Here is a 21,273-nt window from a genome sequence, read left to right as displayed (position 1 = left end):
CCTACGCGTCCGGCTGGAACGTCGTCGCGTCGCGCAGGGCCCGCACCTGTTCCAGCAGGTCGCTGATGTCCTCGCCCTCGCTCCCGACCTGCGTGACGTGCCCCAGCTTCCGGAGCGGCCGGGCCTCGTGCTTGCAGTACCAGTGGAGCGCCGCGCCCTCCGACCGCAGCACCTCGTCCACGCCCCGTAGCTCTGCCGCTCGGTTCTCGTCGACATCGCCGAGCAGGTTGGCGTTCGCGGTCGGCGCGCGCCGCTTCGTCGCGCCGAGCGGCCAGCCCAGCACCGCGCGGACGTGGTTCTCGAACTGCGAGGTGAGACAGCCCTCGATGGTCCAGTGCCCGGAGTTGTGCGGGCGCGGGGCAATCTCGTTGACCAGGATGGCCTCGCCGTCGTGGTCGTCGGGGTCGACCTGGAACAGCTCGATGCCGAACGCGCCGCGCCCGTCCATGGCGTCGAGGACCTCGTCGGCGACCTCCTGAGCCCGGACGCGGATGGCCTCGTCGGCCCGGGCCGGCGAGATGGACTCGCGGAGTATCTCCTCGCGGTGGATGGTCTCGGTGACGGGGAACGTATCTCGCTCGTCGGCGCCGCGCAGGCCCATCACCGCGAGTTCGCGCTCGAAGTCCAGCATCTCCTCGGCCATGGCTGGCCCGGCGATGGCCTCCATCGCCGCCTCGACCTCGTCGGGGCCCTCGACGGGGACGTTCCCGCGGCCGTCGTAGCCACCCTCGCGGGCCTTCAGCATCAGCGGCCAGCCCAGCTCCTCGCCGGCGGCGTGGAGGTCGTCGGCGTCGTCCACCTTCCGGTAGGCCGGGACCGGGATACCCCGCTCGACCAGCGCCTCCTTCTGGACGTACTTGTCCTGGATGGTGCGCAGCGTCTCCGGTGCGGGGTGGACGGGCGTGCCGGTCTCCTCGGCGACTCGGTCCAGCGCGTCGGGGTCCGCCAGTTCGATCTCGAAGGTGAGGAGGTCGGCGCGCTCGCCGAGTTCACGGAGCGTCTCGTAGTCGTCGAAGTCCCCGACCACCTGGTCGCGGACGACCGAGCGCGCGGGACAGTCCGGCGTCGGGTCCGAGACGACGAGTTCGACGCCGAGCGGGCCCGCGGCCTCGCCCAGCATCCGGCCCAGCTGTCCCCCACCGACCACGCCCAGGGTCGGGCCGGGAGTGGCCAGCGTCCGCGCATCGAGACCGTCGGAATGAGTCATGTCCGGGCGTCCACGGCGCCCGACCCTACCGCTTTCGCTTCCGGGTAGGCGGGAGAAACAGCGCAGAGCGCCAGCTCGGGCGAAGTTAGCCGGCGGCCCGGAGCCGCGCCTGCGCGGCGCGGGCGTCGTGGACAGCCTCGTGGGTGTCGCCGGGCACTGCTATGTCGGCCCGTGGCGCCGACCGCTGAATGTCGGCCCGCGGCGCCGACCGCTGAACGTCGGCCCGGGGCGCCGACCGCTCGATGTAGACGACCGTCGAGATGGCGTCCTGGCGTATCAGCGCCGTCTCCTTCCGGTAGTCGTCGCCGAGGCGCTGGTCGAGTTCCTCGGCGTGGGACCCCCGAGCGACGACGACCGGCGGGACCGACTCGAGCGAGTCGAGTTCCGCCGTCGAGTTGGTGCAGGCAACCTGCATCCGGTCCTTCTCGAAGTACCACGGCATCGGGAGTATCTTGAACCACTTGATGCAGGCGGGCGTGCGGACGGCCGACTCGGCCCCGTCGACGTAGTAGGAGCCGTGGACGAGCACGTCCGTCTCGGCGGGGGCGTTACCCGCCGAGACGGCCTGCATCTCCGCGATGAGCGGCCGCCACTCGCCCTCCGGCTGTGCGTACTGGACGAGCGAGTCCGGCCCCTCCTCGGGTTCGGCGTAGACACCGGTCACGCCCTGGTAGCCGGTCGCGCCGGTCGCAGCGAGCACCAGCACGAGGACGAGGAACACGCTGATGCCGTCGTCCTCGCGGTAGGCGTCGACGCCCCAGCGGAACAGGATGGCCGCGCCGACGGCGGCAGGAACCGCGAGCGGGACGAGCGCGTTCACGACGATCCACGCGCCGTAGATGTCCGTCCCGAGCGGGTAGCCGACGACGGAGGCAAAGCCCCAGAAGGCGGCGAACATGACCAGCGCCCGCGGCCGGCCGGCGGTGTAGCGGTCGGCGACGAAACCGACAATCGAGAGGGCGAACAGCGGACCCGCGTAGAGGACGGTCGATTCGAGGAACCGGGCGAGGAAGCAGAGGTACCCGTCGATGAGGTTGTCCTTGTTACACCCCGCCTCGGTCGAACCGCCGAACCAGTACTCCAGGCCGGTCTCGATATCGGAGACCGTCGCGTCGACGAGCGTCGGGAACTGTCCGGGCTGGCCGAGTACAGCGTACAGACCGACGCCGTCCGGCGCCGCCGCGCCCCGCGGCGCGTAGAAAAACAGCGTCACGGCACCGACGATGAGGAGCGCGACGAGCGCGTGGCCGATGTAGTAGCCGGGGCTGACAACGAAGCGTGTCAGGGCGGCCTCGATGCGGTCGAACCCGCTGGTGCCGGGCGTCGAGAGCAGGCGGTCCGAGACGAGCACGCCAGCGCCCGCCCAGCAGAGCAGGTACACCAGCGCGTTCTCCTTCGCGGCGAACGCGAGCGCGACGAAGAACACGCCGACGTGAAAGTAGAGCGCGGGCGAGCGCGTCGTCTCGAGGCTGAACAGGTCAGCCAGCGCCCCGCCAGGCCTGCTCGAACGAGCGGCCGCCGGGGTGCCGCCGTCGGTCGCGGCGGTCGTCGACTCGTGCCGGGCCCGGCGGGCGTCCATCGCGCGGACGAAGAACCCGAACGCGACGAACGAGAACCCGGCGACGAGAATCGTCGACCGGGAGAACCGGGAGTAGTACAGCAGGATGGGGTTGAAGCTGAGGAACAGCGCCATCGCGACGAGTTCGCTCCGGCGCAGGTGCTCGCGGAACAGGAGCGCCGTGGCGGGCAGCAGGCCGCCGACCAGCGCCGGGACCACCCGTGTCGCGAAGTCCGTCGTCCCCAGCACCGAGAACAGGAACGTGTTCAGGTGCTGGATGAACGGCCCGTGGATGATGTAGCGGTAGCTGAACGAACTCGTCCGCATGTACTCGAGCGTCCACCAGGCGACCCGGCCCTCGTCGAAATGCTGGACACGGTCGCCGAGCAGGACGAACCGCGCGACGAGCGCGAGGACCGTGATGCCCAGCACCAGCCGGAGGGTGCGCTCGGTGCCAGTGCCGAGGTAGTCGGCGAGGAAGGGTCGCCGGCCGGCGCGGACGCGCTCGGCGGCTGGGTCCGAGTCGGGAGAGGATATGGACCCGGTTCCGGCGGCTGGGTCCGAGTCGGAGGAGGGCGTGGACCCGGTTCCGGTGGACGGCTCACTGTCGGTACCATCGTCGGCGGCGGGGGGCTCACCATCCGTGGGGGGAGCGTCTGTTGGCCCCGGATCGCCGTCGGCGGCGGCGGGGTCGTCGTCAGGGGCGGCCACCATCGCTACGGACTGTAGCCGCTGCCCTTAGAATCCTTCTGGTTGCTCCCGAACCGGGACACGCCGCTATCGGCGGCGGACCGGGCGGAAGAGGTGGAGAGGGGAGTTACACCTCGAACGGGTCCTGCACGACGACCGTGTCCTCGCGCCCGGGACCGACGCCGACGGCGTAGATGTCGGCATCGAGTTCGGCCGCGATGTAACCCAGGTACTCCTGGGCATTCTCGGGGAGAGCGTCGTAGCCGCGCTCGGCCACGTCGCTCCAGTCGGCCTCCGGCCAGCCGTCGAACTCGCGGTAGACCGCCTCGCAGTCGGCCCACTTCTCCGTCGTGGCCGGGATGGTCAGTTGCTCCTCGCCGTCGCGCTCGTACGCGTGTCCGACTTTCACCGTGTCGAGGCCGGCGAGCGTGTCGACGTGGTTGATAGCGAGGCCGGTGAAGCCGCTGGCCGTGGCGGCGTGCCGGAGCATCGGCATGTCGAGCCAGCCGACCCGTCGCGGGCGCCCGGTGACGGTGCCGTACTCGCCACCCTCGTCACGGATGTAGGTCGCGAGCTCCTGACCGCGCTCGGAGGTGTCGCCGCCCTCGGGTGGGGTCTGCCCCTCGACGTGGCCGAGTTCGGTCGGGAGCGGGCCCATCCCGACCCGCGAGATGTACGCCTTCACGATACCGACGACCTCACCCTGTCCCACGACGGTCGGGCCGAGTCCGGTTCCGACGGACGCGCCGCCGGCCGTGGGGTTCGAGGAGGTGACGTAGGGGTAGCTCCCGTGGTCGATGTCGATGCCGGTCCCCTGGGCGCCCTCCATCATCACCAGGTCTCCGGCCTCGCGACGCTCGGCGAGGAAGGCGCCACAGTTGACGGTCATCCCCTCGTCGGCGAGACGCTCGCCGAACGTGCGGTAGCGCTCGAACAGCGCGTCCTCGTCGAACGCCTCGGTGACGTCCATCTCGATACCGAAGTCGTCGGCGTCGAGCGCATCGAGGTCGAGGTCGTACACCTGTTCGACGAGGGCCTTCTTCTGCGGAACGACGTAGGCGAGGCGGTCGCGGAGGACCTCGGGGTCGAGCAGGTCACCGACGCGGACCCCGCGGCGGCCGGCCTTGTCCTCGTACGTGGGGCCGATGCCGCGCCCGGTGGTGCCGACGGCGATGTCGTCCTCGCTCTTCACGTCCTCCTCGAGGCCGTCGAGGACGCGGTGGAACGGCATGATGGCGTGCGCGCGCTCGGCGACGCGGACGTCGGGGTCGAGCCCGCGCTCGCGGAGCGCGTCGAGCTCGTCGAACAGCGTCGCCGGGTTGACGACACAGCCGTTGCCGAGCACGCCGATCTTCCCGCGGACCGCGCCCGAGGGGACCAGCGAGAGTTTGTACTCCACGTCCTCGTGCACGACGGTGTGGCCGGCGTTGTCGCCGCCCTGGTACCGCACGACCACGTCCGCCGCCTCGCCGAACACGTCGACGATCCCCCCCTTCCCCTCGTCGCCGAACTGCGAACCGACGATAGTGACAGTCATCCGCCCCAGCGTGCGGCGTGGCCGAACAAACCGGTTGCGGTTCCCCCGGGCCACCGCCACCCCCGCGTCTCGGCGCGCGTGCGCCCCGAGCGCCCCCGATTCGACCACTCGGAGGCTGCCGCGGTCGGAAGGGTTAACATGGTCCGAGTGATATGCGGTACCGATTCCGGACGTCCGTCCGCCTGGATGGCCCCGAATCGGGCGGCGTGAGGGCAACTTTTAAACCCTCGTCTCACGAGTTAACACGTGCCATGATAGATCGGCTCGAGAAGGAAGTCGACATGCTCGAACGCCATCTGCAGGTCTTGCGGATGGTGATCGAGAACGAACCCATCGGCATCGTGAAGATGTCGAACGAGACGGGATACCCCCACCACAAGGTCCGCTACTCCCTCCGGGTGCTCGAGGAGGAGAACCTCATCGAGCCCTCCAGCCAGGGTGCCATCACGACCGAGGACACCGCCGACTTCGTCGACGACCTGGACGGGAAGATCGACGAGATCGTCGAGAAGCTCGAGGGGATGAAAATCGAGGATATTCCCGAAATCGAGGGCTGAGGCAGCTAATACTGTCTCACAGCTCCGGGACCGAGAGATAGAACGACTCGTCGCGGTCCTCGACGAGACAGAGGTGGAAGCCCCGCCCCCGCGACAGTTTCACGTAGCTCTCGCGCTTGTCGCGGCTCAACAGGCTCCCACCAGTGGCCTCTTCGGCCGTCGCGAGCGCCTCCGGTTCGAAGAAGGCGCCCGTGGCAGCCATCGCACCCGCCAGCGACCCCGACTCCTCCGACACCGCAGAGCCGCCACGGACGAGAGCCGCCAGTTCCTCGCCCTGGGTCGGCTCGCGGGAGTCGTCCAGCGTCGCGATAACTAGCGGCTCGCCCATCCGGTTCCGGGCGACGAGGTCGAACGTCTGGTCGTCGGCGACCGTCGCACCGAACTCGATCCGGTCGATATCCGGCAGGGCGCCGTACAGGTCCGCCAGCTTCCGCTGGGTACCCGTATCGCGGATCTCCAGCGGCAGCTCACTCACCAGCCACCGGGCGAACCGGTACTCCTGCGTCCCCTCGAGGAAGGCGTCGAACTGCCGCCCGTCGACAGCGACAGCCTCGGCATCGAACTCGGTGTGACGCTCGAGCCGGAGGTTCTCGATGACGCCCTCGCGGCTGACGCCATCCGAGAGGTCGTCCAGGGTCGGCTCGCTCTTCGAGCGGTAGCGGACGAAGAGGTTCGTTCCAGAGAGTGCCTCCGACGCCGTCATCGAGGACTCCGGCGCGGCGGCACCGGAGCCCAGCTCCTGGAGGCGCGCCTCGAGGTTCTCGACACGTGCGGCGAGGTCGTCGCGCTCGTCCCGGACCGTCCGCAGCTCCGATTCGAGGCGGTCGACCTCGCGCTCTAGCCGCTCGACCTCGCTCTCGCGGTCCTCGAGCGTTCGTTTGAGCGTCGCCACGTCCTCGCCGGACGCCGCCGGCTCCGGGGCCGTCTCGGAACCGGGCTCCTCGTCCGCGAACTGCTCAGCGGGTGACTCGTCGGGCGACTCGGCCACCTCCGGTTCCGGCTCGGACTCGGCCGACGCCTCCTCGACGGAGGTCACGGCCGCCTCGATGTCGTCGTCGTCGGCCGGACCCGTCGCCGGCGAGGGGGACGCCGCCTCGGTGGCCGCCGCGTCGCTCTGCTGGTCGTCGACGCCGTCGCGCTCGTCGGTCCCGACCTCCGGGTCGGTGTCGCCCGAGTCGGCGTCCGTCCCGTTCCCCTCGTCGCCGTCGTCGGTCAGGGTCGCTGCCGGCCTGATGGCGTCGTCCGCGGACGAGTCACGCTCGGTGCCGCGAGGAGGCGTGGTGTCGGCCTGGTCGCCGTGGGGCGTCTCGGCCTCCCTCTCCGATTCCATTTCAGTCTCCGCTTCGGTCCCCTCCTCCGTGTCCGCCCCGGCGGCCGCTGCGTCGGCCTCGCCGGCTGTGTCGGAGCCGGCCTCGGGAATGTCGGCGTCCAGGCTCGGGTCGTCCGCGTCCGCCCTGGCACCGCCGCCCGGTGCCGAATCGGACTCCCCGGCCGCCCCACCCGCACCGGCACCCGCCGCACCGGCGGCACCTGCGTCGGCCGCTCCTGCGCCGTCCGCACCAGCCGCACCAGCCGCACCAGCTCCCGCGGCCGTGCGCTCCTCGCCACCGGGAATCTCGGTGATATCGAGGTCGACGGCGGTGACGGTGTAGATGCCGACCTCGTCGCATGAGCGCTCGAACGCCTCCTCGTCCTCCAGCAGGCGGCGGGACTGGCCGACGAAGGCGACGTGTTTCGCGCGCCCGCCGTGGTAGACGGAGTAGTAGTCACCCGAGAGGACGTTCTCGGAGAGTTCGACGTAGCCGGTGAAGCCGCCCGAGAGCCGCTCGTGGACCTCCTCCAGCGGCGTGTCCTCGGTGTAGTAGCGGCCGCGCTCCTCGCCGCCGGTGGCCTGCATGGTGAACAGCAGGGGGAGGGCGGCGTGTGGAGCCTCGTACGCGGTCCCGGTGGCGTGCTCGAAGGCGCCGATATCGCCGGAACGGAGCCCGTGGTCGGCCTCCTCGTCCGTCTCGAAGACGCCGACCACGCGCCCGCGAAGCACGAAACAGACGGCGCCGTCGGCTTCGACGGCGCCCGTGAACTCCCGGTCGGCGAGGTCGTGCAGCCCGTCGAACCCGCCGTCGTACTGGCGGCCGTCCCACTCACGCATCTCGGCGACCGCGCGGGTTGTCATGCCCGCCGGTGGGACCGGTCCGCCCAAAGGCCTTCCGGGCACCAGCATCCACCCCGGAACCGGCGGCTCCGGGGCCGCGTCCGGAAACCGCCGACACCGGAGCGAGGAGTTTACGCTGGTCAACGGCCATCCGGAATGACCTAACACCTGTAACCCATCCCGGTGGTATTAAGCCGGAGCGTGTGCCACACGTGCTCGCATGACTCTGGAACTCGAGGATATCGACCGTGTGACCGTGCTCGGCGCGGGGAGCATGGGTCACGGCATCACCGAGGTCGTGGCGCTTGGCGGCTACGACGTGACGATGCGGGACATCAAGGAGGAGATCGTCGAGGACGGCTACGACGACATCAAGTGGTCGCTGGAGAAGCTCGCGGAGAAGGGTCTCGTCGACCAGGACCCCGACGAGGTGCTGGACCGCGTGGACACCGCGGTCGACCTGGAGGCAGCCGTCGAGGACGCGGACCTCGTCATCGAGGCCGCGCCCGAGAAGCTCGACCTGAAACGCGACATCTACGGCGACCTCGAGGAGTACGCACCGGACCACACGATATTCGCCTCCAACACCTCCTCGCTGCCGATTACACAGATCGCCGAAGCGACCGAGCGACCCGAGCAGGTCGTCGGGACCCACTTCTTCAACCCGCCGGTGAAGATGGACCTCGTCGAGGTCATCTACGGGGAGGAGACCACCGACGAGACCGCCGAACTCGCCTACGAGTTCGTCGAGGATATCGACAAGACGCCCATCTACGTCAGGAAGGACGTGCGCGGGTTCGTCGTCAACACCGTGCTGGGGCCGTTCGGTGACGAGGCCGCGTGGATGGCCAGCGAGGGCGTCGCGGACGTCGAGGCCATCGACGCCGCGATGGTCCACCAGCGGGGCTACCCGATGGGCCCGTTCGAGCTGTCGGACATGACCGGCATCGACATCGGCTACGACGTGGCCAAGGAGGCCGGGCGCGAGGTCGCCCCCATCGTCGAGGAGAAGGTCGAAGCCGGCGACCTCGGCCAGAAGACCGGCAAGGGCTACTACGACTACGAGGACGGCGAGGGCACGACCTACGAGCCGGGTGACGGCGAGGGCGTCGACACGCTCCGCATCGAGGCCCGCATCATCAACCGCGCGGCGTACCTCGTCCGCGAGGAGGTGGCGACGCCGGAGGCCATCGACACCGGAATGCGCCTGGGGACGGGCTTCCCCGAGGGCCCCTGCCGGCGCGCCGACAAGATCGGCCTGGACGTGGTGCTGGAGAAGCTTCAGGACCTCCACGAGGAGTACGGCGCCGAGCGCTACGAGCCGGACCCGTGGCTCGTCGAGAAGGTCGAGGCCGGCGAGACTGGCGAGGACGCCGGGAGCGGCTTCTTCGACTACGGCGGCGGCGAGGACGGCACCCGCGACTACACCACCATCAACCACGAACTCCACGACAACGGGCTACTCGAGATCGAACTCGACCGGCCGGCCCGGATGAACGCGCTCAACGACGACCTGATGCAGGAGACCGTCCACCTGCTGAACAACGTCGACGTGGACGAGGTCCGCGCGGTGACGTTCGAGGGCGCGGGTGACCGCGCGTTCTCCGCGGGCGCCGACATCACCGGCTTCTCCGGCATCGCGCCCCACGAGGTCGAGGTGACGGAGTTCTTCCAGACGGTCAACGACTTCCCGCGACCCACCCTGGCGAAGATCGACGGCTTCTGTCTGGGCGGCGGCCACGAACTGGCGCTGGCGTGTGACCTGCGCGTGGCCACCGAGGATTCGGAGTTCGGCTTCCCGGAGATCGACCTCGGCCTCATCCCGGGCGGCGGCGGCACCCAGCGCGCGATGCGGATGCTGCCCGAGGCGCGCGCGAAGGAGCTCGTCTTCCGCGGCAACCGCATCTCCGCCGAGCGCGCCCACAAGTGGGGGCTCATCAACTGCGCCGTCGACAGCGAGGACTTCGAGGAGATCTGCGAGGAGTTCGTCGACGACCTCGTCAACGGACCGCCCATCGCGCTGAAGAAGGCCAAGCAGGTGATGAACAAGGGCGCCGACGAGAACATGGAAGCCGGCCTCGAGATGGAGTCCCAGGCGTTCGGTCTCCTCCTCACGACCGACGACATGGAGGAGGGCGCCATGGCGTTCATGGGCGACCGCGAGCCGGAGTTCGAGGGGAAATAGTGACCGGAACGGAGGGTGACGCCGCCGACGGGGGCGTCGCGGACACGGCGGACCTCGCCGGCTCCGAGGAACTGGAGCGTGAACTCCGGGAGCACGGCCTGTTCCACTGGCTCGACCTCGACATCGTCGCGGTCGAACCCGGGCGGGCGGTGTTCGATCTGCCGTTCGACGAGAAGTTCGCGAACATCTCGTCGGGGACCGTCCACGGTGGTATCACCGCGACGGTCATCGACACGGCCAGCGGCTTCGCCCTCCGCTCGACGTTCGAGAACCCCGCCCACGCGGCGCTGACGACGACCGACCTCAACGTGCGCTACGTCCGGCCCGCGCGCGACGACCTCCGCGTCGCGGCCGAGGTCGTCCGCGCCGGGTCGAGCATGGGCGTCACGGAGTGCGAGGTCACGACGATGCACGAGGGCGAGCGCAAGGTCGTCGCGACCGGCGGGACGACGTATCGGCTGTTCAGGGACGGCAGCACCGACACCGACGCGAACGACAACGGCGAGGACTGAGGCCGACAACGAGACCAACACCGATGACAGACACAGACGACGGCGACGACTACAGCATCTACGCGAACACCGAGGAGGGCGACACCGACACCACCGGCGGTCGGACCATCACAGAGGCCGACATCGCCAACTTCGCCGGCGTGAGCGGCGACTTCAACCACCTCCACATGGACGAGGAGGCGATGCAGGAGTCGATGTTCGGCGAACGCATCGCCCACGGGATGCTGGTGTTCTCGGCCGCGACCGGCCTCCTGTGGCAGAACCGCACACCCGAGGAGCGCGACGCCGTCGTCGCGTTCTACGGCATCGACGACCTGCGCTTCCGCGGGCCCGTCTTCGCCGGCGACACCATCCACGTCGAGGCCGAGGTGGTCGAGAAGCGCGAGTCCGACAACCCGGCCGCGACGGGGACCATCCAGTACGACGTGGAGGTCGTGAAGCAGGACGGTTCGACCGCCATCTCCTGCTCGATGCTGTCGCTAGTCGAGTAAATCGTACATTTTCTATTTATCTAATGCAATAATCTATAATTCTGCGCTAATCCAATATATTCCAGATTCTCATCTATTATCGAGGCCGACAGTCACGACGAACCTGAGTTGAAAGCCCCCGCCCGCTCTCCCTGTGACGCCAACAGCGACGACAGAATCCTGTTGAAAGCCCCCGCCCGCTCTCCCTGTGACGCCAACAGCGACGACAGAATCCTGTTGAAAGCCCCCGCCCGCTCTCCCTGTGACGCCAACAGCGACGACAGAATCCTGTTGAAAGCCCCCGCCCGCTCGACTCGCGCGGCTCGCTGCGCTCCTCGGCCTCACTTCGTTCGGCCTGCGGTGCTTGCGTCGCCGTGCTTCGTCGAGCGAGCGGCCCCTTTCAGTCCCGCCCTGTCGCTCGTTCGACCGAGCGTTCGCGCGTGGTGGTTCCAGTGGGGCGCTAGCGTCCCCACACCTCCCCGCGCTCGCGCCGGGGCGGCTCCCCACGCTCGCTTCGCTCGCGGGTTCGCCGGGATGGCGCGAGCGCGCTTCCTGTTCTCGGAACCGGCCGGCCGTGTAACTGCTCTCCGGCCGGGAGCGCGTGGTGAGCAGCTTGTCTGCGAACCCGCGCGACCCGGGGAAGGGCAGGTGCGCCGCGAGCCTCGACAGGCCACGCCCCTGGTGGGCTCGAAGGGCGAGCGCTCTCGACCCCGCCCGGACGACGCAAGGACCGCAGGCCGCCTCTGGCGGCCGAGGACCGCAGCGAGGCCCGGCGGGTCGAGAGCGCGAGGGCTTCGGAGGTCGTCTCGTCGCTTCGGTCCCTGTCGTGTGAGAGTGCGAGGGCTTCGGAGGTCGTCTCGTCGCTTCGGTCCCTGTCGTGTGAGAGTGCGAGGGCTGCGGAGGTCGCCTCGTCGCTGCGGTCCCTGTCGTGTGAGAGCGCGAGGGCTTCGGACAGGACTCCGGTGTCGCCGCCACCGTCGCTGCCGTTGTAATCACGAGAGAGCGTTCCCCCTCGGCAGCGTGGCCGTCGTCGTCCGAGAGGGCTAGCCTCAAAACACTGGAACCCCAACACCAGGGTGATGGAACCACCGCGCGGCGAGTCGTCGGTTCGCGGGGGTCGGTCGGCGGCGGCTGCCACGGACGCCGACCTCGTCAGTCGCTCCGTCCGCGTCGATGCGCCGCCGTTCCGCGCGGTCGTCGCGGCGGCCGAGCACCCCCGGACGGTGTGGGCGGCCCCGGACGAGGCGACCGTCGTCGGGAGCGGTGCGGCGGCCACGCTCACGGCCACCGGCGCCGACCGGTTCACCGCCATCCGCGAGGCCGCCGCGGACCTGTTCGAAAGCGGCGACGTCCACGCCGGCACGCTGGCCGCGCGGCCCCGCCTGTTCGGCGGGTTCGCCTTCCACGAGGAGCACGCGGCAGCGGACGGCGAGCCGCCGTGGGACGACTACCCGTCGGCGGGCTTCCTCCTGCCGCGCGTGCAGCTCACCTACACCGGGACGGACCCGACCACGGGCGACCCGGACGCCGGGTCGGAGGCGTGGCTGACCGTCACCGCGGCCGGGCCGGAGGCGTCGGCCGCGGCCGTCGAGGCCCGGCTGGCCGAGGCACGCGAGACTGTCGAGTCGCTCCCGGAACCGGGGACGGTCTCCGACCCGCCGGGGGTCGCCGACCGGCGCCGGACGACCGACCGCGGCGCGTGGCGCGACTCGGTGAACGCCGCACTCACCCGCATCGAGGCCGGCGACCTCCGGAAGGTCGTCTTGGCCCAGGCGCTGGAGGCCGACCTCGAGCAGCCACTCGACCTCCCCGATACGCTGACCCGCCTCGCCGGGCGCTACCCGGACTGCTATCGCTTCCTGCTGGAGCCCATCCGTTCCGGCGACGCGATGGCAGAGGGTGACGCCGAGGGGCCCCGCCCGGGCTTCTTCGGCGCGACGCCGGAGCGACTGGTCGACCTCACCGGCCGTACCGTCGAGACGGGCGCGCTCGCGGGCACGACCGGGCGCGGGGAGACGCCCGCCGAGGACGAGTGGCTGGCCGAGGAGCTGCTGGCCGACGACAAGAACGTCCACGAGCACGAACTCGTCGCGGACGCCATCCGGGAGCAGCTGGCGCCGTACGCCGCGTCGGTCTCGACCGGCGAGCGCCGCATCCGCCGGCTCGCGACGGTCCAGCACATCGAGACGCCCATCACGGCGGAACTCGCCGCGGACCACCACGTCCTCGACCTGGTGGAGGCACTCCACCCGACGCCCGCCGTCGGGGGGCTGCCGCCGGACCGTGCGCTTCGGACCATCCGTGACACGGAGCCGTTCGACCGCGGCTGGTACGCCGCGCCAGTGGGCTGGTTCGACGCGGCCGGCTACGGCTCGTTCGCGGTCGCCATCCGCTCCGCGGTGGCGAGCCCCGACGACGAGCAGGTGACGATGTTCGCGGGTGTCGGCCTCGTCGCGGACTCGGACCCCGACCGCGAGTGGGACGAGGTCCAGCTGAAGTACCGGCCGATTCTGGACGAACTGGAGTGATCGGGCGCGGTCCACGGGCCGCCCCATGACTTATTCCGCCGATGCGAGAACCGGCGGGTGATGGCAGACTCACCCGAGGTGACCGACCCGTCGGCGTTCACGCACGGCTCGCTGGCGACGCAGGTCATCCTGTGCGTCGTGACGTTCGGCCTCTACGGCCTGTACTGGTGGTACAAGACGAACGAGCAGCTCGACGCGGGGACGAGCGCGGACATCAGCCCGGGCTTCCGGACCCTCGGCATCCTGATTCCGCTCTACAACCTCGTCGTCATCTGGCGGTTCTCGAACGACATCACGGCGGTGACGGACTACGACGAACTCATCCTGTTCATCGCGTTCGTCGTCTTCACGCCCATCGTGTGGTACCTCGTCCAGACCGGTATCAACGAGGTCGCCGGCGGGGCCGCGGAGACCGCAGCCTGACCCGGCCCCGGTCCTTCCGGCACGGCAGCCAGCGGCACCCGTCCGGAGGTTCTTAGCGCCGACCCCTCCTACGAGGGCGTATGCACCAGGCCACGCACGACGGGGGACGGCAGCCGTGACCGACGACCCCCCGACGACCGAGGCCCCGAACCGGAACACGCTCTGGGGGCGCGTCGTCGTGCAGGAACTCGTCCGGAGCGGCGTCCACGATGTCTGTCTCACGCCCGGGAGCCGCTGTACGCCCCTGACGAACGCCTTCGTCGAGCATCCCGAGGTGCGGACGTTCACCCACATCGACGAGCGCTCGTCGGCGTTCTTCGCCCTCGGGCGCGCGAAGGCCACGGGCCGGCCGACGCCGCTCGTCTGCACCTCGGGCACTGCGCTCGCGAACTACCACCCGGCCGTGATGGAGGCCGCGAACGCCCGCGTCCCGATGCTGCTCCTGACGGCCGACCGACCCCGTGTCCTGCAGGACTCCGGCGCCAACCAGACCGTCGACCAGGAGAAGCTGTACGGCGACGCTGTCCGCGCGTATCGCACCTTGCCCGAACCCGCAGTCGAGGATAGAAAGGTGCGGGCGCTCCGGACGGCCGTCGCGCGAGCGGTCACCACGTCGACCCGCGACGCGGGCCCGCCCGGGCCCGTCCACCTGAACGTCCCGTTCGAGAAGCCGCTGGAGCCGACGCCGGTGGCGGGCGACGTACCCGACGACTGGGCCGACGAGTCACACGCGCTGGCCGCGAGTGGGCGTGCGGACGAGCGCCCGTACGTGGCAACGACGCCCGGTCGACCGGACCTCTCGGCGGCCGACCGCGCCCGCGTGGTCGAAGCCATCGAGGACGCCGAGCGTGGCCTCGTCGTCGCCGGGCCCGCGGACGCGCCGACGCCCGACCGCGATGCCCTCCTGGGCCTCGCGCGCGCGACGGGCTTCCCGGTGCTCGCGGACCCGCTCTCGGGCCTGCGCTTCGGCGACCACGTCGGCGCCGACGGGGTACTGGTCTGTGGCGGCTACGACTCGTTCCTCGACGCGCCGGCGTTCGACCCCGATTCGTCAACGCCGGCTCCCGACCTCGTGCTCCGCTTCGGCGCCTCGCCCACCTCGAAGACGCTCCGGCACTACCTCCGGGACGCGACGCGCGAAGCGGGCACCCGGCAGTTCGTCGTCGACCCCGCCGGCGGCTGGCGCGAGGCCGGGTTCGTCACCTCGGACCTCGTCGTGGCGGACCCGACACGGCTTGCGGCGGCCATCTCGGGACGCGTCGAGGCGGGCGCCGACCCGGCGTGGCGCGAGCGGTTCGCGGCCGCCGAGCGCACGCACTGGGAGACCGTCGACGAGGCGCCCGCGTCCGACGAGCAGCCTCACGAGGGGCAGGTACTGGCCAAGGTCGCCGAGCGGACGCCGGACCCGGCGACGCTGTTCGTCTCGAACTCGATGCCGGTCCGGGACCTCGACCGGTTCGGCCGCCCGAGAGCTGCGGACCTGCGGGTGCTGGGGAACCGCGGCGCCTCCGGTATCGACGGCATCACCTCCTCGGCGCTCGGTGCGGGCGCGGGCGACGACGACCCGCTCGTCCTGGTGACGGGCGACCTCGCGTTCTACCACGACGCCAACGGGCTGCTCGCGCTCCCGCGCAACGACCTCGACGCCACCGTCGTCGTCATCAACAACGACGGCGGCGGCATCTTCCACGTCCTCCCCATCGAGGCCCACGAGTCGTTCACCGAGTTCTTCCGGACGCCGCTGGGCGTGGACCTCTCGCACCTCGCCGCGATGTACGGCTACGACTTCGGGCGCGTCCACGCCGAGCACGACGGGCTGGGCGCCTTCGCGGACCTGTTCGACGCCGCCGTGGGCGCACCCGGCGGCCACGTGGTCGAGGTCGTCGTCGACGGGGAGGCCTCACACCGCGCCCGCGAGACACTCCACGAGCGCGTTCGCGAGGCAGTCGGGGACGGACCTGTCGAGGAGTAGTCGTCAGGGCGTCTCGATGACGATGGCCTTCGAACCACAGAGCATGCAGCCGTCGCCGTGGCGCCGGGCGACCATCTGTCGGCCGCAGTCGAGACAGTGGAGGAGGTCGTGGTCGCCGTCGCGGAGCTCGGCGGCCACCTCGGGCGTCTGGGGCGGGATGAAGGCAGTCGGGCCGTCACCGGAGTCCACCCGCTCGTCGGTTTCGTCGGGCACGTTCTGTTTACCGCCTGTGGCGGTAAGTGTCTCCCGGCCGCCTACGTCAGCGCCAGCAGCACCCAGAACTGCCGGACACCCCACAGGAGCCAGCCCAGACCGGCTGCAGCCACCGCGTGGAGGCGGTAGCGCGGAGCGAGACGTGCGGTGAGCCCGGACGCCAGCCCCACGGTGGCAGCGCGGGCCGTCACGAGCGCCGGGAGGCCCAGCGCCGCGAGCCACCGGCCACCCGGGAGGAGCGTGACCGGGACCTCGCCCATCGTCACGGCCGTGTTCGCCGTGACCGTCGAGACGGCGAGGCCGAGGAGGACGAGGCCGGTAGCCACCGTCGGGGCGACGTAGTCGCGCAGACGGCGACGGTCGGTCGCCGCTCCGGGGGCCGTCAGGTACCTGGCGGTCACGGGCCCGGGTGCTCCCACGTCGCCGCGGCCTCGCCGTCGTGCATCACGGTCAGAGTCACGGGCTCGGTGCCTGCGGGCAGTTCGATGGTCGCCTCGTACGGGACGTGTCCCGCATCATCGCACGGACGCGGCTGGCGGTCCTCGTCCTCGCGCGTCGAGGTCCAGAGGACGTACTCGCCGGGCACGGGATCGGTCAGCGCGGCCGGCGGCGCGAACCGGGCGGCGTCGTCGGTCGCGATGCCGCCGGTGACGGCCAGCGTGACCACGCCGGAGGCGTTCGTGTGCATCGTCACGGCGACAGCCGGAGCAGGGTCACAGACCCCCGCGCCGGAGACGAACGTCGTCACCTGTGCGTCGGTCGGCTCGTCGGGGAACCCACCGGTGAGCGTGGTTCCCGGCATCGGTTCCGTGGGCGTGCTGACCGGAGCCGGGGTCCCGGTGCCCACAGCCGCCAGCATCGCAACCGCGAGCGCGAGGAGCAGTACCACCGGAATCACCGCGAGTCGTCTCGATACCATGCCTTCGGGAGGAGAGATATCTAGATAACCGCTCGCAGAAGGTATTTTCTGTGGCGATAGCTATCGAATATCACCCCCATGAGACAAAATCTCGAACTACATGAATTGGAGCCCAGATAACCAGTTTCTCCCCCGTGCACCGATACCCCCGGTGGGGACCGCCTCAGAGTACCGTGGCCAGCGCCAGCGCGAGGAGGAGGCCGTTGAACAGGCTGTGGGCCAGGATGGCCGGCACGAGGCTCCCGGTGCGCTCGTAGACGACACCGAGGACGACCGACCCAGAGGCGATGGCGAGCAGCGAGAGGCCGAAGCCGAGGGTGAACGGGTCGCCGCCGCCCCAGACGAGTGTCGCGACGTGACCGGCCGCGAAGCCCAGCGAGGTGAGGCCGATGGCCGCGACGGGACCGAACGACTGGCGGAGCCGGCCCTGGACGACACCGCGGTACAGGAGCTCCTCGACTGGGCCGATGAGGAACAGCGCCGAGACGAGCGCCAGCGAGTACACCAGCACGGGGTCAGCGGCCGCGGCCGCATCGATACCGCCGCCGACCGGCTGGACACCGAACCGGGAGCCGACCACGATGAGTCCGATCTGGACGGCCAGCGGGACGACGATGCCGACGACGACCCACGCCAGGTCGCGTCGCGTCGGGAGCCGGACCGGGACGGCCAGCGAAGTGTAGCGGACGTAGTAGTACGCCATCGCGCCGAGCGAGATCGTCGCGAGCGTGCCGCCGACGGCGAACGGGACGAGGAAGCCGTCGTTCCCGAGCAGGGCCCACAGTTCGGCCGCGGAGCCGACCACGAGCGGGACGTACAGCGCGGCACCCACGGTGACACCGATGGCGAAGAGGACGGCGCGGAGGCGGCTCGGTGCGTCGGTCGTGGGGTCGATTCCGGAGAGGTCCGTACGAGTGTTGGTCTCCATAGCTCTGGGGACGCCGACCGAGGAGATAACCCCTCACAGAAGGGCCGTTCTGTACGAGTTGCGGAACGGCGTCGCAAAACAGCCCCGGGGGACACCCGAGCGAACCGATTCAGGCCGACTGCCCACGCAGGACGAGCCCCAGCCCGCCCAGCAGTAGCACGACGCCCAGCACGGCGAGGACTACGCCCCCGACCTGCTGGACGAGGAGGGCGGCGTCGAGCAGCGCTGCGTCGGACATCGTGGCCGAGGTGAGTCGGCCATCGGCCACGAGGCCGGCGACGACCTGTCGGAGGTCGGTCCGGACGAGCAACAGCCCGCCGTACGCGAGAACGACGCCCCACAGTCCGGCGACGACGGCGACGAAACGGTACAGGCCCCGGTCGGTGGGCGAGTCGGCGGCCGACGAGGGCCGGGTGTGGATATCGGATGTCATCGACGGGTCGGAGGTCGGACGCGGAGATAACGGCTCGCAGAAGCCGTCTTCGGTCGCCAGCACGGTACCGAGGTGGTATGCTATCGCACACAGAAGCCGACTTCTGCGAGTGGCTATATCGGCTTGCAGCAATCCTCGGAACGATGAGTGCAATCGAACTGACCGGTGTAACGAAGCGGTACGGCGACGTGACCGCGCTCGACGACGTGAGCCTCTCCGTGGCGGAGGGCGAGATATTCGGCTTCCTCGGGCCGAACGGTGCCGGGAAGTCGACGACCATCGACATCCTGCTCGACTTCGTGCGCCCGACCGCGGGCTCGGCGACGGTCCTCGGCCACGACACGCAGGCCGACTCGCTGGCGGTCCGGCGACAGGTGGGCGTCCTCCCGGACGGCTACCACCTCTACGACCGGCTGACCGCCCGGCAGCACCTCGAGTTCGCGGTCGCGTCGAAGCACGCGGCCGACGACATCGACGCGGTCCTCGAGCGCGTCGGCCTCGCGGACGCGGCCGACCGGACGGCCGGCGGCTTCTCGAAGGGGATGAAACAGCGGCTCGTCCTCGCGATGGCGCTCGTGGGGGAGCCGGACATCCTCGTCCTCGACGAGCCGACGACCGGGCTGGACCCGAACGGCGCACGCCGGATGCGCGATATCATCCGCGAGGAGCGCGACCGCGGCGCGACGGTGTTCTTCTCCTCGCACATCCTCGAACAGGTCGAGGCAGTCTGTGACCGCGTCGGCATCCTCCGCGAGGGTCGCCTCGTCGCGGTCGACACCATCGACGCGCTGCGGGGCGCACTGGGCAGCGAGGCCCGGCTCACCCTCACCGTCGAGCCCGTGAGCGACGCGGTCGTCGCAGCGGTCGCCGCGGTCGAGGGCGTCTCCAGCGTCCGCGAGGACGGCCACGGCCAGCTCTCGGTCGCCTGCGAGGAGTCCGCGAAGACGGCGGTCCTCACCGCGGTCGAGGCCGCCGGCGCCCGCCTGCTCGACTTCGACACCGAGGAGGTGTCGCTGGAGGAGCTGTTCGCCGCCTACACCGAGGACGCGCCGGATGCCCCCGCGGAGGGAGAGGCCGACGCGCCAGCACCCGACGACGAGGCCACGGAGGTGCGCGCATGAGCTGGGCCGTCGTCGCGCGGAAGGACTTCCGGGACGCCCGCCTCTCGCGGGGCCTCTGGGCCGTCACGGGCCTGTTCGTCCTCATGTCGGTCGGCTTCGCGGTGCTGTACGGCACGGTCCCGGCCGTGAGCCAGGACATCGGCGAGGTGAGTACGCTCGGCTTCCTGACGCTGCTCATCGGCGCGGTGACGCTGTTCGTCTCCATCGCCGCCATCGTCGTCGGCGCTGGGTCCATCGCCGGCGAGCGCGCCAGCGGCTCCAGCAAGCTCCTCCTGGGCTTCCCCCACAGCCGCGCGGACGTGGTCCTCGGAAAGCTCGTCGGCCGGACCGCCGTCCTCGGCGCGGCTATCGTGGTCGGCCTGGCCATAACGCTCGTGGTGGCACTGGTCCTGTTCGACTCGTTCGCCCCCGTCGACTACGCCGTCTTCACCGCGATGACGCTCGTCCTCGCGCTGGTCTACATCGGCATCATGGTCGCCATCTCTGCTACGACGGGGAGCGGCGGCCGCGCGATGGCCTTCGGTATCGGCGCGTTCGTCGTCCTCGAGGTCCTCGCGGACATCGTCCCACTGGCGGCGCTGTTCGTCGTCAACGGCTTCTCGCTGCCCGGTGGCGCGACGGTTCCGGGGTGGGTGGCGTTCCTGAACGTCGTCACGCCGAGTGCGGCGTACACGAACGCACTGGGCTGGTTCCTCGGTGACGGCACCGCGACCGCGGCGGCGCTGGGCGCACAGCTCGCTGGCCCGGTCCCGTTCTACCTGACCGGCTGGGCCAGCATGACGGTCCTCGCGGCGTGGCTGGTCGTCCCGCTGGCGCTGGGCTACGGCCGGTTCGCCCGCGCCGACCTCTGAATCGGCTCCGGTTCTGGGAGCACCCGGAATCGGTCCGATGGCGGTCTCGGGCTGCCAGGCCACTTCATTTCACGCCGATACGGACTTATACTACGGCGTCGACTAGTGACACATGAGTGGCGAGTACGACACCGGTAGCGGCGCCGTCACCGTCGAGCGACGGTCACCGGAGGCGGTCTTCGGGCTGCTGGGCGACGAGAGCCGCCTGCGAATCCTGCAGGCGCTCGGCGAGACGCCCGACGAGCCCGTCCCCTTCTCGGAACTGCATCGCCGGTCGGAGGTCGACGACAGCGGCCGGTTCAACTACCACCTCGGGAAGCTCCGGGGGACCTTCGTCCGCCGGGCCGACGACGGGTACGAACTGACCTACGCCGGCCGGCAGGTCATCGGCGCGATGTACGCCGGCATCTACACCGCGAACGCGACGGTGGAGACCATCCCGGTCGACGGGGCCTGCCCGGTCTGTGGCGGCGACCTCGCCGCGGCCTACGCCGAGGAGACCGCGCGTGTCGACTGCACCGAGTGCGAGGACTTCTACAACGAGTTCGCGTTCCCGCCGGGGAGTCTCGACCAGTTCGACCCCGAGGAACTCCCGCTCGCGTTCGACCACTGGATGAGCCACGTCATGAGAGGGGTCGCCGCCGGGTTCTGCCAGACCTGCGCCGGGCGGATGGAGGGCCGGCTCGTCGTCGACGAGGAGGGGGAGCGACTCGCGGGCCTCCCGGCGCACGTGGCGTACGCCTGCGACCGCTGCGGAAGCATCGCGACCGCCTCCGGTGGGACGCCGACGATGTTCCATCCGGCGGTCACGGGATTCCTCTACGACCACGGCTTCGAGACCGGGCACAGTCCGACGTGGTTGCTCGGGGACATCGGCCTCCCGACTGGCGACCTCGTCTCCGAGGACCCACCCCGGATGCGGGTCCGCCTGGAACACGACGGCGAGGCCGTCGTCGCGATGGTCGAGGCCGACGCGGGCATCAGCAGTGTCGAGCGGACGAGCGCGTAACGCGGCAC

At 70.4% G+C, this 21,273-nt stretch carries 19 protein-coding genes; 10 read left to right on the top strand and 9 right to left on the bottom strand.

Features of this window, described 5'->3' with window-relative positions:
* Position 1: 1 nt before the first annotated feature.
* From NL115_RS14385 to NL115_RS14375, 3 genes are all read right to left on the bottom strand, one after another.
* Entirely contained in the window at positions 2-1,207 is a 1,206-nt protein-coding gene (locus NL115_RS14385; RefSeq protein ID WP_254830039.1) for a 5-(carboxyamino)imidazole ribonucleotide synthase, read from the bottom strand.
* 85 nt (positions 1,208-1,292) lie between these two features.
* Positions 1,293-3,479, bottom strand: coding sequence for a flippase activity-associated protein Agl23 (locus NL115_RS14380; protein ID WP_254830038.1), 2,187 nt, complete (start codon positions 3,477-3,479; stop codon positions 1,293-1,295).
* 103 nt (positions 3,480-3,582) lie between these two features.
* Positions 3,583-4,992 (bottom strand): adenylosuccinate synthase, encoded by a 1,410-nt coding sequence (locus NL115_RS14375; RefSeq protein ID WP_254830037.1) that lies wholly within the window; start codon positions 4,990-4,992, stop codon positions 3,583-3,585.
* Between the two features lie 251 nt (positions 4,993-5,243).
* On the opposite strand from NL115_RS14375, the gene NL115_RS14370 reads away from it, so the two are divergent.
* Positions 5,244-5,549, top strand: a complete 306-nt coding sequence (locus NL115_RS14370) for a hypothetical protein (protein ID WP_254821598.1) — start codon at positions 5,244-5,246, stop codon at positions 5,547-5,549.
* A 16-nt stretch (positions 5,550-5,565) separates the two neighbouring features.
* Here NL115_RS14370 and NL115_RS14365 read toward each other — a convergent pair whose 3' ends face one another.
* Positions 5,566-7,722 (bottom strand): DUF7527 domain-containing protein, encoded by a 2,157-nt coding sequence (locus tag NL115_RS14365; RefSeq protein ID WP_254830036.1) that lies wholly within the window; start codon positions 7,720-7,722, stop codon positions 5,566-5,568.
* 199 nt (positions 7,723-7,921) lie between these two features.
* Between NL115_RS14365 and NL115_RS14360 the strand changes: the two genes are divergently transcribed.
* From NL115_RS14360 to menD, 6 genes are all read left to right on the top strand, one after another.
* Entirely contained in the window at positions 7,922-9,886 is a 1,965-nt protein-coding gene (locus NL115_RS14360; protein ID WP_254830035.1) for a 3-hydroxyacyl-CoA dehydrogenase/enoyl-CoA hydratase family protein, read from the top strand.
* Positions 9,886-10,398 (top strand): PaaI family thioesterase, encoded by a 513-nt coding sequence (locus NL115_RS14355; RefSeq protein ID WP_254830034.1) that lies wholly within the window; start codon positions 9,886-9,888, stop codon positions 10,396-10,398. Before NL115_RS14360 ends, NL115_RS14355 begins: the two co-directional genes overlap by 1 nt.
* A gap of 23 nt (positions 10,399-10,421) precedes the next feature.
* Positions 10,422-10,889, top strand: a complete 468-nt coding sequence (locus tag NL115_RS14350; RefSeq protein WP_254830033.1) for a MaoC/PaaZ C-terminal domain-containing protein — start codon at positions 10,422-10,424, stop codon at positions 10,887-10,889.
* A gap of 1,058 nt (positions 10,890-11,947) precedes the next feature.
* Complete coding sequence (locus NL115_RS14345) at positions 11,948-13,396, top strand: isochorismate synthase (RefSeq protein WP_254830032.1); 1,449 nt, start codon at positions 11,948-11,950, stop codon at positions 13,394-13,396.
* Between the two features lie 60 nt (positions 13,397-13,456).
* Positions 13,457-13,819 (top strand): DUF4234 domain-containing protein, encoded by a 363-nt coding sequence (locus NL115_RS14340; protein WP_254830031.1) that lies wholly within the window; start codon positions 13,457-13,459, stop codon positions 13,817-13,819.
* Positions 13,820-13,934: 115 nt separating this feature from the next.
* Complete coding sequence (gene menD / locus NL115_RS14335; RefSeq protein ID WP_254830030.1) at positions 13,935-15,791, top strand: 2-succinyl-5-enolpyruvyl-6-hydroxy-3-cyclohexene-1-carboxylic-acid synthase; 1,857 nt, start codon at positions 13,935-13,937, stop codon at positions 15,789-15,791.
* Between the two features lie 3 nt (positions 15,792-15,794).
* On the opposite strand, the gene NL115_RS14330 is transcribed toward menD, so the two are convergent.
* The 5 genes from NL115_RS14330 to NL115_RS14310 form a co-directional block, all read right to left on the bottom strand.
* Positions 15,795-16,004 (bottom strand): hypothetical protein, encoded by a 210-nt coding sequence (locus tag NL115_RS14330; RefSeq protein WP_254830029.1) that lies wholly within the window; start codon positions 16,002-16,004, stop codon positions 15,795-15,797.
* Between the two features lie 41 nt (positions 16,005-16,045).
* Positions 16,046-16,405 carry a hypothetical protein gene (locus tag NL115_RS14325; protein ID WP_254830028.1) on the bottom strand — a complete coding sequence of 120 codons (360 nt, stop codon included), beginning with the start codon at positions 16,403-16,405 and terminating at the stop codon, positions 16,046-16,048.
* A complete protein-coding gene (locus tag NL115_RS14320) occupies positions 16,402-16,923 on the bottom strand; it encodes a hypothetical protein (RefSeq protein WP_254830027.1) in 522 nt (173 codons plus the stop codon). The genes NL115_RS14325 and NL115_RS14320 overlap by 4 nt, the downstream gene beginning before the upstream one ends.
* A gap of 163 nt (positions 16,924-17,086) precedes the next feature.
* Positions 17,087-17,851, bottom strand: coding sequence for a CPBP family intramembrane glutamic endopeptidase (locus NL115_RS14315; protein WP_254830026.1), 765 nt, complete (start codon positions 17,849-17,851; stop codon positions 17,087-17,089).
* Between the two features lie 109 nt (positions 17,852-17,960).
* On the bottom strand, positions 17,961-18,284 hold the full coding sequence (locus tag NL115_RS14310) for a hypothetical protein (RefSeq protein WP_254830025.1): 324 nt from the start codon (positions 18,282-18,284) through the stop codon (positions 17,961-17,963).
* A 143-nt stretch (positions 18,285-18,427) separates the two neighbouring features.
* Between NL115_RS14310 and NL115_RS14305 the strand changes: the two genes are divergently transcribed.
* The 3 genes from NL115_RS14305 to NL115_RS14295 all read left to right on the top strand — a co-directional run bounded on the left by NL115_RS14305 (position 18,428) and on the right by NL115_RS14295 (position 21,265).
* Positions 18,428-19,405 carry an ABC transporter ATP-binding protein gene (locus NL115_RS14305; RefSeq protein WP_254830024.1) on the top strand — a complete coding sequence of 326 codons (978 nt, stop codon included), beginning with the start codon at positions 18,428-18,430 and terminating at the stop codon, positions 19,403-19,405.
* Positions 19,402-20,256, top strand: a complete 855-nt coding sequence (locus NL115_RS14300; RefSeq protein ID WP_254830023.1) for an ABC transporter permease subunit — start codon at positions 19,402-19,404, stop codon at positions 20,254-20,256. The genes NL115_RS14305 and NL115_RS14300 overlap by 4 nt, the downstream gene beginning before the upstream one ends.
* Before the next feature lie 112 nt (positions 20,257-20,368).
* Positions 20,369-21,265, top strand: coding sequence for a winged helix-turn-helix domain-containing protein (locus tag NL115_RS14295; protein ID WP_254830022.1), 897 nt, complete (start codon positions 20,369-20,371; stop codon positions 21,263-21,265).
* The last annotated feature ends 8 nt before the right edge of the window (positions 21,266-21,273 follow it).

The sequence above is a fragment of the Haloglomus salinum genome (genome assembly GCF_024298825.1).
Taxonomy (GTDB): domain Archaea; phylum Halobacteriota; class Halobacteria; order Halobacteriales; family Haloarculaceae; genus Haloglomus; species Haloglomus salinum.
This window is presented reverse-complemented; position numbering and strand designations above follow the sequence as displayed.